Origin of the sequence: Leifsonia sp. SIMBA_070, assembly GCF_046534635.1 — a bacterium.
GTDB lineage: Bacteria > Actinomycetota > Actinomycetes > Actinomycetales > Microbacteriaceae > Leifsonia.
In genome coordinates this window covers 162037-175735 of record NZ_JAWRYK010000002.1, presented here as the reverse complement: position 1 = coordinate 175735, position 13699 = coordinate 162037, and the positions used below count along the sequence as shown (strand labels likewise).

At 69.0% G+C, this 13699-nt stretch carries 16 protein-coding genes; 9 read left to right on the top strand and 7 right to left on the bottom strand.

Annotated elements, in window-relative coordinates; all coding sequences use genetic code 11:
- The 3 genes from SB754_RS16505 to SB754_RS16495 all read left to right on the top strand — a co-directional run bounded on the left by SB754_RS16505 (nucleotide 1) and on the right by SB754_RS16495 (nucleotide 1152).
- Nucleotides 1–405, top strand: a complete 405-nt coding sequence (locus SB754_RS16505; protein WP_410783503.1) for a RidA family protein — start codon at nucleotides 1–3, stop codon at nucleotides 403–405.
- Between the two features lie 114 nt (nucleotides 406–519).
- Nucleotides 520–732, top strand: a complete 213-nt coding sequence (locus tag SB754_RS16500; RefSeq protein ID WP_410783502.1) for a hypothetical protein — start codon at nucleotides 520–522, stop codon at nucleotides 730–732.
- 21 nt (nucleotides 733–753) lie between these two features.
- A complete protein-coding gene (locus tag SB754_RS16495) occupies nucleotides 754–1152 on the top strand; it encodes a hypothetical protein (RefSeq protein ID WP_410783501.1) in 399 nt (132 codons plus the stop codon).
- Between the two features lie 112 nt (nucleotides 1153–1264).
- On the opposite strand, the gene SB754_RS16490 is transcribed toward SB754_RS16495, so the two are convergent.
- From SB754_RS16490 to SB754_RS16480, 3 genes are all read right to left on the bottom strand, one after another.
- Nucleotides 1265–1459 (bottom strand): hypothetical protein, encoded by a 195-nt coding sequence (locus SB754_RS16490; protein WP_410783500.1) that lies wholly within the window; start codon nucleotides 1457–1459, stop codon nucleotides 1265–1267.
- A 109-nt stretch (nucleotides 1460–1568) separates the two neighbouring features.
- Nucleotides 1569–1868 carry a hypothetical protein gene (locus SB754_RS16485; protein WP_410783499.1) on the bottom strand — a complete coding sequence of 100 codons (300 nt, stop codon included), beginning with the start codon at nucleotides 1866–1868 and terminating at the stop codon, nucleotides 1569–1571.
- A gap of 64 nt (nucleotides 1869–1932) precedes the next feature.
- On the bottom strand, nucleotides 1933–2601 hold the full coding sequence (locus tag SB754_RS16480; RefSeq protein WP_410783498.1) for an HAD family hydrolase: 669 nt from the start codon (nucleotides 2599–2601) through the stop codon (nucleotides 1933–1935).
- A 56-nt stretch (nucleotides 2602–2657) separates the two neighbouring features.
- Between SB754_RS16480 and SB754_RS16475 the strand changes: the two genes are divergently transcribed.
- The 6 genes from SB754_RS16475 (at nucleotide 2658) to SB754_RS16450 (ending at nucleotide 10410) form a co-directional block, all read left to right on the top strand.
- Nucleotides 2658–3476, top strand: a complete 819-nt coding sequence (locus SB754_RS16475; RefSeq protein ID WP_410783497.1) for an SDR family oxidoreductase — start codon at nucleotides 2658–2660, stop codon at nucleotides 3474–3476.
- Nucleotides 3477–3901: 425 nt separating this feature from the next.
- Nucleotides 3902–7144 carry a hypothetical protein gene (locus SB754_RS16470; RefSeq protein ID WP_410783496.1) on the top strand — a complete coding sequence of 1081 codons (3243 nt, stop codon included), beginning with the start codon at nucleotides 3902–3904 and terminating at the stop codon, nucleotides 7142–7144.
- Nucleotides 7145–7236: 92 nt separating this feature from the next.
- Entirely contained in the window at nucleotides 7237–8151 is a 915-nt protein-coding gene (locus SB754_RS16465; RefSeq protein WP_410783495.1) for a L,D-transpeptidase, read from the top strand.
- A gap of 38 nt (nucleotides 8152–8189) precedes the next feature.
- Complete coding sequence (locus tag SB754_RS16460) at nucleotides 8190–8627, top strand: hypothetical protein (protein WP_410783494.1); 438 nt, start codon at nucleotides 8190–8192, stop codon at nucleotides 8625–8627.
- A 122-nt stretch (nucleotides 8628–8749) separates the two neighbouring features.
- The gene (lepB, locus tag SB754_RS16455; protein ID WP_410783493.1) at nucleotides 8750–10066 is read left to right on the top strand and encodes a signal peptidase I; all 1317 of its coding nucleotides are present in this window, start codon (nucleotides 8750–8752) and stop codon (nucleotides 10064–10066) included.
- Entirely contained in the window at nucleotides 10054–10410 is a 357-nt protein-coding gene (locus SB754_RS16450) for a DUF4190 domain-containing protein (RefSeq protein ID WP_410783492.1), read from the top strand. Before lepB ends, SB754_RS16450 begins: the two co-directional genes overlap by 13 nt.
- A gap of 20 nt (nucleotides 10411–10430) precedes the next feature.
- Here the strand turns inward: SB754_RS16450 and SB754_RS16445 are convergent, their stop codons facing one another.
- The 4 genes from SB754_RS16445 to SB754_RS16430 all read right to left on the bottom strand — a co-directional run bounded on the left by SB754_RS16445 (nucleotide 10431) and on the right by SB754_RS16430 (nucleotide 13606).
- Nucleotides 10431–11126, bottom strand: a complete 696-nt coding sequence (locus SB754_RS16445; protein WP_410783491.1) for a hypothetical protein — start codon at nucleotides 11124–11126, stop codon at nucleotides 10431–10433.
- 57 nt (nucleotides 11127–11183) lie between these two features.
- On the bottom strand, nucleotides 11184–11432 hold the full coding sequence (locus SB754_RS16440; protein WP_410783490.1) for a hypothetical protein: 249 nt from the start codon (nucleotides 11430–11432) through the stop codon (nucleotides 11184–11186).
- Between the two features lie 74 nt (nucleotides 11433–11506).
- Entirely contained in the window at nucleotides 11507–12544 is a 1038-nt protein-coding gene (locus tag SB754_RS16435) for a Gfo/Idh/MocA family protein (RefSeq protein WP_410783489.1), read from the bottom strand.
- A 57-nt stretch (nucleotides 12545–12601) separates the two neighbouring features.
- Nucleotides 12602–13606 carry a Gfo/Idh/MocA family protein gene (locus tag SB754_RS16430; RefSeq protein ID WP_410783488.1) on the bottom strand — a complete coding sequence of 335 codons (1005 nt, stop codon included), beginning with the start codon at nucleotides 13604–13606 and terminating at the stop codon, nucleotides 12602–12604.
- Nucleotides 13607–13699: the final 93 nt, after the last annotated feature.

The window sequence follows — 13699 nt, the reverse complement described above, 5'->3', positions numbered from 1 at the left end:
ATGCGAGAAGTGATCAGCACCCCGGAGGCGCCGAGCTCGCCGTTCTACAGCCAGGGCGTGAAGTCCGGCGACCACATCCACATCTCGGGTCTGGTGGGCGTCGATGTGCGGACCGGCGAGCCGGCGGGCTCCTCAATTCAGGAGCAGACGCGGCAGGCGCTCGTGAACTGCCGTGCCGTCCTCGCGGCGGCCGGCGCCACGCTGGACGACGTCGTCGAGGTCGGGATCCTCCTCAGCGACCCTGCCGACTTTCCGGGGATGAACGAGGAGTACCGGACCTGGTTCCCCACCGACCCGCCCGCTCGCTATGCGGCGAAACTCGGGGCGGTCATCCCCGGTGTGCTGATCTCCATCCGCATGACGGCGTACACCGGCGGCGGAGCTTCTCATCCTCCGACCGAGTGAGCGGTGGAGGCTGCCGAAAGCCGGCCGCCCACGCCGCCCACGACGGTACGCAACCCCCGCCTCCTGCTCGACCCCCCCTTGCGGCCCCGCCCGCCCCGGCGTTGTGTGTGCCCCATGACCGATTCGCGCGATGAACAGGAGCCGGTCACCGGCAACGACCCCACCAACGGTCTCGCCGGCGACCTCGAGGGCGACGACGGCGGAGCCGTCCAGCCCACGGCGGACAGGGACGTGATCCAGGATGTCATCCCGGACCTCGACGACGCCCGCCGCCCGGACGAGGATGCGGACTCCGCCACCTCGTACAGCGAAGAGGGCAAGCCGTAGGGCTGCCGGAAGGAGCGAAGCATGAGCGACACGAGCGGACTGCCGAACACGGACGCCGAGGGCGTACCCGCCGAGGACAAGCCGGAGCGCTTCGAGGAGGGCCAGGCCGCGGTCGACACCTCCGAGGAGGACGTCGCCGCTGCCGAGGACGACGGCTCGAACAACACCCCCGGCGGCGACCGGGACGCCCAGGCCGCCGAGCCGGCCGAGACCGACGCCGGTCAGGCGAACACGAGCAGTGTTTCCGAGCCGGGAGAGACCGGCATCGCACCGGAGGGCGCGGAGGATGTCACGGCTGCGAACGCCGGCACCGCTGCGGACACCGGCAGCGACCAGCCCGAGGCCCCGCCCGCCGACTTCGACCCTGCGGACCAGCCGTCGAACCCCGACCTCGTCGGGCACAGCGAACCCCCGGACTGATCCGTCCCCCGATCCACCGGCGTCCGCGCCGGTGCGTGGCGGCCCCGTTCTCCTCATCCCGGAGCGGGGCCGCTGCGTGTCTGCACCTACTCTGGCGCCTACCCCGCCTGCGTCACCGCGACGGCCGCCCCGCGAGCCACCCGGCCCCGACCAGCAGCCCCACCACGCACATCCCCGCACCGACCCCGAGCACCGGGGCATCTCCGTCGGCCCGGGGGAGCAGCAGGCCCACCACGACCAGGAACGCGCCGACGTTCAGCAGCACGGCGGCGACCCAGCCGAGCGCCGTGCGCAGCGTCGCGTTCATTGCGGGTATCGTAACCCGGCGTTCGCCCGCTGGCGGCCAGGCCGACCACGCGCTTGTTCGGCCCGCGTGCATCCGGCCGGCGTCGGCGTTCGCCACAGAGGACGCGCCGTCAGGCCTCGCCCTGGTTGCCCGTACCGGCCCGCTCCGCGTCGAGCGACTCGTTGATGAGGGAGGCGACCAGCGTCCGCCAGTCCGAACCCTCGTGCAGCGTCTCGGTGTAGCCAGGGGGGACCGCGCCGAACACCGGCTCGTGCTCCTCGCCCTCCCGCGCGATCCGGACCAGGGTGCCGAGCTCGGCGTGCGACTCGTCCAGCACCACCCACACCCCCGGCGACTTCTTCTCCACGTGGAAGATCCGATCGCGGTACGGGTACCGCACGCTGGACATCTCGAGCTCGCTCGCCGACATGGCGACTCCTCTCCTGGGCCGTCGCACCTATGGAACGCCCCACGCGTCCCGTTGGCAAGAGCCTTCAGGCGGACCGGCGCCCGCTGAGCACCCCGTCGATCCGTGCCAGGAGGTCGGCGGGGTCGTCGAACACCGACACCGCCCCGGCTTCCAGCAGCTCGGACGGACCGACGCCTCCCGAGAGCACGCCAGCCGCCCGGACGTGCGCGCGTGCCGCCGCCATCATGTCCCACACCGAGTCGCCGATGAACAGCGCGTCGGACGGGTTCGCCCCCGCACGCTGCAACGCGACCTCGATGATGCCCGGTTCGGGCTTCGCCGTCGCCACGTCGTCCGCATTGGTGGTGGCGTGGATGGCGTCCGCCGCATCCAGGGTCTCCATCAGCATTTCCAGCTCATCTTCGGGAGCCGACGTCGCCAGCACCACCCGGATACCGCGCGACGACAGCTCGCGCAGCAGGTCGGCGGCCCGCTCGAAGGCCCGGAGGCGTCCGGACTGCTCCCGGTAGTACTGGGAGTGCAACTCTTTCGCGCGCGATGTCCACTGCTCGTCCTTGCCGCTCGCCAGCCCCTCCAGCAGGCGCGCCGAGTCCTGGCCGATCGCACGGTGGATGCGCCACGCATCGACCGGCGACCCCATCTCGGCGAAGGCGCGGCTCCACGCATCCACGTGCAAGAAGTTGGAGTCGACGAGCGTGCCGTCGACGTCGAACAGGACTGCGGTGATCGTCATGGCTCCACGACTACCACCCCTTGCGCCCGCCCGGCATGGGGTGCACCGTTCCCGGCATGGCTGATCACTCGTATCCGGAACTCACCGAACCCCGCACGGCAATCGTCACCGGCTCCGACTCCGGTATCGGCCGTGCCACCGCCGTCGCCCTGGCTCAGGCCGGGATGGACCTCGGCATCACCTGGCACTCCGACGAGGAGGGCGCGGAGGAGACCGCGCGCCTCGTCCGCGAGACGGGACGCCGTGCCGTCGTCACCCAGCTCGACACCAACGACGCGCCGGCCTGCGGCGACGTCGTCGACCGGCTCGCCGACGAGCTGGGAGGCTGCGACGTCTTCGTCAACAACGCCGGCCTCAACGGCGGAACGCCCTTCTTCGAGACGGACTGGGACACCTGGCGGAAGACCGTCTGCGGCGACCTCGACGGCGCCTTCGTCTGCATCCAGCGCATGGCGAAGCGCATGGTGGATGCGGGCCGCGGCGGCCGCATCATCGGCGTGACCAGCGTGCACGAGCACCAGCCGCGCGTCGGCTCCGCCGCCTACGACGCCGCCAAGCACGGCCTCGGCGGCCTGCTCAAGACCCTCGCGCTGGAGCTCGGCGAGTACGGAATCACGGCCAACGCGGTCGCGCCGGGCGAGATCTCCACCCCGATGAACGACGCCGAGGATGAGGACCCGCGCGAGGTGCACCGCCCCGGCATCCCGCTCGGTCGCCCGGGCGACGCCCGTGAGATCGCTGCCGTCATCGCGTTCCTCGCCTCCCCGGCGGCCTCGTACGTGACGGGAGCATCGTGGGCGGTCGACGGCGGGATGCTGCAGATGGGCCCGCAGGCCGGCTCGCACCTGACCTCCGACGACTGGCGCCGCCTCTAGCGCCGGGCGACTGACCTCCCGCCCCGCCGGATCACGTGCTCCGGCGGGGCAGCAGCATGCCCGGTTTCCGTCATCAGCGGGCCGCATCGGCAGTGAGAAGGACGTCTTCCGTAAGGAAACGTCGGGCGGCCACGTCTATGCAAATGGACGCATTGTGCGTCGCATTGCCCGTATTCGCTCTCTGCTCTTCTGGGAAGACGCTCGGTAGACCTTGCGGTCTCATCTGAATCGTCGCCCGGGTCGTAACGATCCGGCCGCGGTTCGGTCTTTCCAAGTGAGAAGGCTTCGCCCAGCGAAGCGCCCACCACTGTCGAAGAAACCGAAATGATGCACCCACTCACCACTCCGTTCTCCCCTTCCCGTTCGGCGAACACCGTCGTAGCGCGCGCCGCTGCGCGCGTTCCGAATAGGGGTGGGTGGGTCCGATGATGGCGTCGTACCGAACGCTCCTGGCCCGGCGGTGGCGCCTCGCCGCAATCGTGGCGGCGTTTGTGGCGGTCGGCGTGCTGGTGGGGACGCTGGTGGTCCCGCAGTACTTCTCCCAGGCGACGACGACGGGTGTGTCGACGATCTACCAGACGGCGACCAACACGACCAATGGAACGACTGCGGCCTCGTCCGATGCGCCGGGTGGGGTGAAGACGGGGACGTCGAAGCCGGGCGACACTATCAAGTGGGTGGTGAACTATCAGAACAGCACCGGCGCCGATGCCTCGGTGAACCTGAAGGACCCGCTGACGGCGACGGGGGCGTACGTGCCGGGTTCGCTGCAGCTGCCACCGAACGGCAACGCCGTCGGAACACTCACCCCGCAGTACTCGACCAACGGTGGGACGAGTTGGGCGAACGGCACCCCGCCGTCGAACGCGAACGGCGTCGGGTTCACGGGGACGATGGTCCCGCAAGGCACGCAACAAAAATCGGTGAACCTGCCGAGCCCGGTGTCGCAGACGCTGACGAACTCAGGTGGTGACGGGTACAACGGTGTGGTGTCTGCGGACGGCCTCCGGGTGTATGCCGTGTTCCACCATTCGTATAACGATGTGGGTACCCTGCCGGTGTATTGCGCGGTGATCGCCACGGGTGGGGTGTGCCCGGGGTGGCCGGGGAACAATACGTCGGTGTCGCCGGTGCCCGGGTCGGCGATCGGTGCGGGTCTGCCGGGTGGTTCCGGTTTCCAGACGGGTTGGCAGAACGGCACGTACATCAACGGCACCCAGTTGCGGTGGGCGGAGGGTTACACGGCTGCCGGCGGGGCGATCGGCTTCGGTTGTTTGGACATTGTGACGCTGAAGAGTTGCGGTTTCCTTCAGTCCGGTGTCGCCCCGGTTGCGCAGACCAACGGTACCCAGATCGGTGGGACGGGTATTCCAGCCACGAACGGGACCTACTGGTATATGCAAGGCACCGGCGACTTCGTGGCCGTGAACGCCAGCGGGGCGATCTATACGACGGTCAAGGCGGGCGCGGCCGTGTCCGATGGCTACAGCCCGGTGATGTCGGCGACGTTCGGCGGTTATGCGTTCGGAGAGTACAAGCCGGCCGGGTCATCCACCTACAACCTGTACTGCACCACCACCGCCGCTCCGATCACGTTGTGTCCGGGCTTCCCGAAAGCGATCCCGGCAGTGGGCACGGCGAACTCGGGTGCGATCATGCCGATTCTCAACGCGTCCGGGACCCTGACCGGGGTGTGCTCGATGCCCGGATGGGCCGCCAACGGATCCGCGACGACGTGTTGGACGCTGTCGGGGTCCACGACTCCAAACCCGTACCCCGTCAGCTTCGGCCCACCCCAGGCGAACTACGCGAACGATGCGTTCATCCGGGGCACGAAGGTCTACAACACGTGGCAGCAGAACCAGGTGGGGTGCTTTGATTTCGCGACGAATGCGTTGTGCGCCGGTTTCACCAACCCGTCCAACGCCTACAACTACACGGTGCGGGACGCCTCGAAAGTTGCGCCGAACTGCCTGGTCGCGGACGGTGACGGGCGTCAGATCACGTTCTTCAACGCCATTACTGGGAGGGGATGCGTCGGGGCGACTTCTCCCGCTTCGATGACAGTCACCCCGCTGAACTCGTACTGCGGGTCGGGTGTGACGGGTTTCCGCGGTTGGGGTGCGTTGACGATTCCGGGGTTGCTGGCGGGGACGTATACGAATTCGACGGTGACACTACGAGACCAGAACAACGCGATCATCACCGGGTTCAACAATGTGACGCTGGCGGCGGGAGGGTCCTTGACCTTGTCCACCATTCCGACCACCGTGACCTCGATCACCGCGACAGTGACCGTGAATGGGGTGAACGACCCGTCGGGTGTCATCACCGGTCAGATCTCGATCACGTGGGTGGGGGATCCGCCGCAGATGTGTTTCCAGACGATCGCCCCGCCGTCGCGGTGCTCCAGTTTGTCAACGGCTGTCACGAACCAGGCCACCGCGGTGACCACATCGGCGGCCGGGAGCGACGCGCCGAACGGGAACACCACCGGGACGACCACCTTCACCAACAATGCCGATCTGTCGCCGACCTCCACCCAGTGCGTGCTGGTCTACCAGAAGACGGCGTCCACACAGTCCGCGAGACCGGGAGATAAGGTCACCTACACGATCACGGTGACCAACGCCGGCACCCAGGATTACACCTCGTTGGCGGGTTTCTCGGATGACCTGACCGACGTGTTGAACGACGCCGTGTACAACAATGACGCGGCCGCCTCGGCCGGCACTGTTTCGTACACGGCTCCCACTCTGTCCTGGGCCGGGGGACTGGCAGCTGGTGCGACCGTGACGATCACCTACTCGGTCACCGTGAACTCCCCCGACACGGGAGACCACGCACTGAAGAACACCGTGGTCTCCCCAGCCCAAGGGAACAACAACTGCCGCTCGGGCTCCGCCGACACCCGCTGCACCGCCACCGTGACCATCTCCGACCTGAGCATCACCAAGACGGCGGACAGCAGCGCCGTCCACGTTCCGGCGCGGGTCGGTGATGTGGTCACCTACCACTTCTCGGCGACGAACACGGGCCAGACGACACTGACCGGTGTGGCGATCACGGATCCGCACCCGGGGCTGTCCGCCCTGACCTACAGCTGGCCGGGGACGGCGGGCGTCCTGCTCGCCGGCCAGACCGTGACCGCGACGGCCACCTACCTGCTGACACAGACGGACCTCAACAACGCCACGGTCGTGAACAGTGCGATCGCATCCGGCAATCCGCCGACCGGACCGCCGGCGACGAGTCCGCCTTCCGGCGCAACGGTGCCGGTGGTGCAAGGGCCGGCCCTCGCGCTGACCAAGACGGCGAACGCCTCCGGTGTCTCGTCCCCGGCTCGAGTGGGCGATGTCATCGCGTACACGTTCACGGCCACGAATACGGGGAACGTGACCCTGACCGGCGTGGAGATCGTGGATGCGCTGCCCGGGCTCTCGGCGCTGATCTACACCTGGCCGGGTGCTGCCGGCACGTTGGCTCCGGGAGAGGCGGTCACCGCGACGGCGACGTATCGGCTCACTGCGGATGACGTCGCGGCCGGCCACGTGGCCAACTCGGCGAACGCCAGCGGTTCGGATCCGTCCGGACACGCACTGACCACGCCGTACGCCTCCGTCGACACTCCGTTGCTTCAGTCGGAGATGCCCACGGTGTCCGGTTGATGACCGCTGTCTTCCGGGCAGACCGGCGTCTGCGCGATGATGGCCGCGCTGGGGAGGAATCGCTGATCTGATCCATCGGAAGGAGGCGCGGCATGGCTGAGAACGGCGGGGCGCATGGCGCATCGGGCCGCGCATCCCGGCTGATCCCCGTGAGCGTCGCGGCCGCGATCGTCCTCGCCGCAGTCCTCGTGGTGGCGCTGTGGCCGGCGGGAGCGCACGATGCCCCGCCGTCCGGAGCTCAGGTGGCGAAAGCGGGAGCGGTCTCCGCGCAGGCGGCCGGGTACGTGCCCTTGAGCGCCCAGCAGATCGCACTACTTCCCGAGGCCCGGTACGACGCGGTCATTCCCGGGCTCATCGCCTACTCCAGCGCTCAGGTGCCTGCTGTCTCGGCGCAGATCTTCACGATCTCCGCGGACATTCCGATCTACGACGAGGCGCGGCAGCCGGTGGCACGGTTCGCTTTCACGAACTTCGCGGGCCGGCCCACTGTGATCGTTCCCGTGATCATCGACGGCGATTGGGCGCTGGTCCTGACCCCGGCGCGTCGCGCGCTTCCGTCACGTGCCGGAGGGGCGGCTCCTGCGCAGACCGTCGGGTGGGTGCGCGCCGACTCGCTGCATCCTGCTGGTAAGGCCACGCATCGGGTGGTGATCTCGGTGGCCCGGCAGACTCTCACCATCGAGGACCTCTCGGGCGCAGTGCAGCAGTCCTTCGCGGTCGCCGTCGGTGCGCCGGGCACTCCGACTCCGGCCGGGGTCACGGGGTACGTGGAGGAGCGTTACCTGGACCCCCAGCAGGGGCAGAGCACCTACCCCATCCAATTGACGTCGTTGCACTCCTCTGCGCAGGATGAGCCCTTCCAGGGCGAAGACGGCGGACTGATCGGCATGCACTTCTACCCCTCGCATGTCGGCACCATCTCCCACGGCTGCATCCGCCTCTCGGCGGAAGCCGTCGTGGCGGTCGGCGCCCTGCCGCTGGGCACCAGCGTCACCATCCTCCCCTGAACGTGCCTTCACCCATCCTCGAAGAAACGGATCGCATCATGGTCAAGCGAAACCTCCTCCTCCCGATCGCAGCAGGCATGCTCGCGGTGGCCGGCCTCGCCGGTTGCACCGGCACGCCGAGCTCGTCGCCTTCGCCCAGCGGCGCGGCCACCGGCAAGGCCGCCGCAGCGTCCACCGCGCTGCCCACCATCCCGCCCGGGACGGGCATCATCGCCGGAACCAAGCTGACCAGCTGCGACACGACGGGGAGCACCGTCACGGCCAAGGGAACCGTGACGATGCCCAAGGACAAGAAGGGGGATGTGGTCATCTCTGTCAGCTGGGTCAACTCCAAGAACTCGTCGGTCTACACGCGAGGGGTGACCACTCTCACGGGCCTCGCGGGCGGCGACGCCAAAGACTGGACCACCACCGGGACGCTTCCGGCGAAGGTCGAATCCGTCTCCTGCGTCCTCGGCGCCGTGATCCCGAAGTGATCCCGAGCGGCAAAGAACGTCGCCCGTCCAACCTGGAATCTTCCGGAGTCGCGTAAGGGACGGCCACCTGCTGCGTCTATATAGGTGCAACCCCCATGTGACCGGCTGAGGAAGGGAGCGAGATGACCGTGATGCCTCGCATCCCGAAAAGGTCCAAATCGCGGCGCTCGTCGTACGTGCCGCCGACGGGGCGCTCGAGCGTGGTGCCCGAAGCGACCTCCTGGCGCGCAGAACTCGACGGCGCGCTCGCTCCGAAAGGGCCGGCCGCGTGGACGGCGGCCAGCTCGACCCGGTCCGGGCGCACCGTCATCGATGCGGGCCCGTACGGTGTCATCGACCTCGCCGTCGTCGAGCCCGTCCTCGACCCGAGCCGTCGCAATCAGGAACTCGGCGTGGTGTGGTGGGACAAGCGGTCACTCGTCGACGAAGACGACGACATCGGCACCGTCCAGACGAGCTTCGCCCCGGCGTCGATCAGCGACCACGTCTCGCTCGCTCGCTCACCCCGGCGCGCCGAACGGAACCACACCGGGGCGGCAGCAGCTCCACCGCGCCTCGCCGAGAGCGGTGGGCCCCTCCCCGAGGGCGTGCCGTCTCTCACCGCCAGGACGTTCGACTCGGTGATCGCCGTCGAGCCCGAGGTGGTGGCGCCTCCGGTGCCCGCCAGCCGGCCCGCCGAGGCCGAGGATGAGACCGAGCGTCAACGGCACGCGAGGCGCTCGCGGCACGTGGCCCACGTCTCGCCTGCGCGCACCAAGCGCCGGAGCTCTCCCGACACGCAGCACCCGCGCCGCTCCCGGCTCCGTCGGCGCAGGACGCGGCGGCGCGTCATCCTCGGCGTCGTCCTGGTCGTCGTGGCGTTCACCACGACGCTCCTCGTACAGACCGCGGTCTTCACGCCGTTCACCGTGCCGTCCGTCTCGATGGAGAACACGTTGCACCCGGAGGACCGCATCCTGGTCGATCGCCTGGCGACGGGGGTCTCCTCACTGCATCGCGGAGACGTCGTCGTCTTCTCCGACCCCGGCGGCTGGCTGAAGAGCTCGGACCACCGCGGCGGAGGAGGCGACGACGACTACCTCGTCAAGCGGGTCGTCGGCCTCCCCGGCGACCACGTCGCCTGCTGCGGGACCTCCGGACGCGTGAGCGTCAACGGCACGGAGATCCAGGAACCGTACGCGGTCGTGCCGGCCGGCCAGCCGGCCGCCTCGGCGTTCGACGTCACCGTTCCCGCCGGAGCTGTATGGGTGCTGGGCGACAACCGCTACAACTCCCGCGACTCGAGCAAGACGCAGGAGCTGGCGACGAAGGGGCTCGTCCCCATCGCGAACGTCGTCGGACACGCGGTCCTCAAGCTCTGGCCGCTCAACCGGCTCTCGCCGATCGAATCGGCGAACGACACCTTCGCGTCCGTACCGAACCAGACATGCCCGATCTGAGAACGGGCGGCCGCAGCAACGATGAGATCGACGGACTCGACGAGTCGGCCGACGGGGTACCCGTGCCGAACACCGCGTCCGGTTTCGCCGCCGACTTCAGCCTCCCGACCGTCGTCCCCCGGAGGGCCCACCCCCTCGCGATCCTGGCCCTCGTGCTCGCCTTCATCGTCCCGATCGTCGCCATACCGCTCGCACACCGCATCACCCGCAAACTGCAGCACGAGGGAGGCCGCGGCCGCGCGCTGGCCCACGCCGCCATCATCATCGGCTACCTGAACATCCTCGTCATCGCACTCGTCGTCCTCAACGTCGCGGTCGCCGGGCTCCTGCACACCGGCCTCTAACCGATCGGCCGTTCGGCCGTTCAGCCGATCAGCGAGACGGCGCGCGCGATCACCAGCGCCAGCAGGGCGAACCCCGCGAACGACTCCAGCGCCATGAGCAGCTTCGCCCGGTGGCGCAACGGCATGGTGTCGGTCGGGCTGAACGCCATCGAGTTCGACAGCGAGAAGTAGAAGTAGTCGACGTAGCTGGGGACCCAGTCCGCCTTAGCGCTGGACCCGCGCGCGACCTCGTCGATCGCGTCGTGGTCCTCGTCCTGCGGGAACCGGAAATCCGCGAGTTCGAGGCTGGGACGCGGCACCGTCGAACGAGCGACCGGGCCTCCGCGATCGAGCACCCAGAACACCAGGGCGAAAGCGATCACGTTGGTGAGCCACACCTGCAGCGACGCGAGGAGGAGCTCGTACCCGTTGCCGTGCTTGTTCAGCAGCCGGAAGATCGTCTCCGCGAACGCGATCTGGTTCGCCGCCAGGATGAGAACCGCGAGCGCGATCTCAGCCCGGCGCGACCAGACCGACTCCCGGGTGAGCCGATGCGGGTTGTACAGCACCAGGGCCACGACCATCAGCAGGCACACGCCCACGACCGCGTAGCGCTCGATCGCCGGGACGACGCTGGGGAGGAACGCGTACGCCGCGAGCGCGACGACGGTGGCGATCACCGCGGGCCAGCGGTGCTCCGGTTGGGCGCGCCGCGCATCCTTCTCGCTCTGGGTCACACGGGGAACAGTACCGCCGACGCAGCCCGCGACGCGGTTACGCCGCGGGCCGCGCCGTCAGTTGAAGATCGCCCACTCGGCGCGGTCGAGTCTCGCTCGGTTGCCGTTGATCACTAGGTACCACGTCGTCTCGTCGCGGTGGAGGTACTCCGCGAGGATCGTCGTGTACTTCCACTCCCCCGACACCAGCGACCAGCGGATCAAGGAGATCAACTGACCCTGACGCAGGTAGGGGACTGCGACGAAATCATCCTGACGATGGGGGTCCGGAAAGCTCTGGCGGGCCCCCGTCCGCTGCGTGCTCATGCTGCACTGTAACTCCGCCGCAGGCCCGCCGGATATACCCCCCTTCACACCGAAGAGAAGGGCTTGTGAACGACTCAGTCCGCGACAGCGGTGGTCGCGAGGTCGCGCACAGAGCGGACCGGCGCGATCGTCCGGTTCTCCGCCGATTCGTATGCGGCGAGGATGATCCCCAGCACCTCGATGCCCTCCTTCTGCGTGTGGATCGGGCGGGTGCCGTCGAGGATGCTGCGCGCGAAGTGCGCGATCTCCTCCCCGAACTCGTGCACCGGCTCCAGTTCGTACACGGTCGGCTCGGCCTCGCCGCGGCGGCGGACCGTGAGGGACGTGCCGTCGCTCGTCAGACTGCCGAGCTCGCCGACCGCGGAGAACTTCTCGGTCCCGTCCGCCGGCTGGTAGGCCCAGCTGGTGGCGAGCGTGCCGATCACGCCGTTGTCGAAGCGGACGAGCACCTGGGCCGAGTCCTCGCCCTCCATGAACGACAGGCGGTGCGTGGTGAGCATCGCCGTGACCTCCAGCGGGGAACCGCCGGCGAGGTGCAGCAGCAGGTAGGTCGGGTGGTACCCGGTGTCGATGAGCTCGCCGCCGCCGCTGGTCGAGGCGTGGGCGCGCCATCCCATGTTCGACGGGTCGAAGTCGTTGAAGAAGCTGTCGGTGGTGCGGACCTCGTACAGGCGGCCCAGCGCGCCCTCCTCGATGAGCTTCTTCGCCTGGGCGACGGCGGGCAGGAACAACTGGTTGTGCGCGCACATTAGGGTCACGCCCGCCTCCGCGACCGCGGCATCCACCTCCGCCGCCTCCTCGGGCGTCAGGCAGAGCGGCTTCTCGCACAGGATGTGCTTGCCGGCGCGGGCGGCCGCGACGATCGCGTCCTTGTGCAGGTGGTGCGGGAGGCAGATGTCGACGGCGTCGATGTCGGCCTCCGCGAGCATGGTGGCGTAGTCGGCGTACACGGCCGCGCCGGTGTCCCCGGCGCGGCGCTCGGCCGACTCGCGGACCGGGTCGGCGACCGCGGCGAAGGTGACGGTCTCCGGGTTGCGGAGGTAGCCGGCGACGTGTGCGCCGGCGATGCCGCCGGCTCCGATGAGACCGATGCGGACAGTGGTGCTGGGCATGATGATGCGCTCCTTGAGACGAAGGGAGAAGAAAGAAGGAAAAAAGGGAGGCCGGGCTCAGGCCACGGGGACGGGCGAGAGAGCCACCGCGCGGCCGGTGGAGGCCGATTCGTTGGCAGCGACGACCATCCGGGTCAGCTCGACCGCGTGGCGCAGGTTGTCGTCGGCGGTCGTGCCGTCGTGGATGTGCTGCACCCACTGCGCGAACGCCCCGGGCCGCCGCTCGGGCAGCGGAAGCTCCCGCCACTCGTCGCCGAAGGCTCCGCCCTTGGCGAGCAGGCGCTCGCCGCCGAAACCGAACATCAGGCTCGCCTGCGTTCCGCGCAGCTCGACCGTGAACGCTCCCGGCGTCGTGACCACGCTGGCCTCGAACACTCCGAGGCGGCCGCCGGGGAACTCGGCGGTCACGACCGCGTTGTCCTCCACAGCCCGGCCGGTCACGCTGCCGTAGGTCGCCGAGATCGTCAGCGGCTCGGCGCGGTGGTAGAGCCGCGTCAGGTACGCAGGGTGGCATCCCAGGTCGGTGAGCGCGCCTCCGATCGCGGTCGCCGGGTCGGCGAACTGCTCGGGCAGCCAGCCGGCGACCCAGCCGTCGTGGGCCAGGCGCACCCGCGAGTAGGTGAGCTCGCCGAGGGTGCCCTCGTCGAGGATGCGCTCGATGGCGACGGTGTAGTCGTCGGACAGCCGCGGCAGCGAGACGACGAGCGCGACGCCGGCCTCGCGGGCGAGGTCGACGAGCTCCTCGGCTTCGGCCACGGTCGGCGCGAGGATCTTCTCGGTGAAGACGTGCTTGCCCGCCGCGATGGCGCGGCCGATGACGTCGCGGTGCTGGTCGGTCGAGGTGGTGATGGTCACCGCGTCGAGTGCGGGGCGCGCGAGCAGCTCGTCGAGGTCGGCGACGAACTCCACGCCGAACTCCTCTGCGGCCCGGCGGCCGCGCTGCTCGTCGTCGTCCCAGACGGCGACGAGGGTGGTGTCGGGATGCTGCTGGACGTTGCGGACGTAGTCGCCGGCATGAACGTGCCAGAAGCCGATCGCTGCGACAGCGAGTGGGTGGGACATGCCTGTCAAGGCCTCCTTGCCATGGATGCGGTGCGCGCGAACCTCGAAAGCGTACCTTCTGCTCGGGAGCAGTCGGAAGGCTTTCGGGCAAAT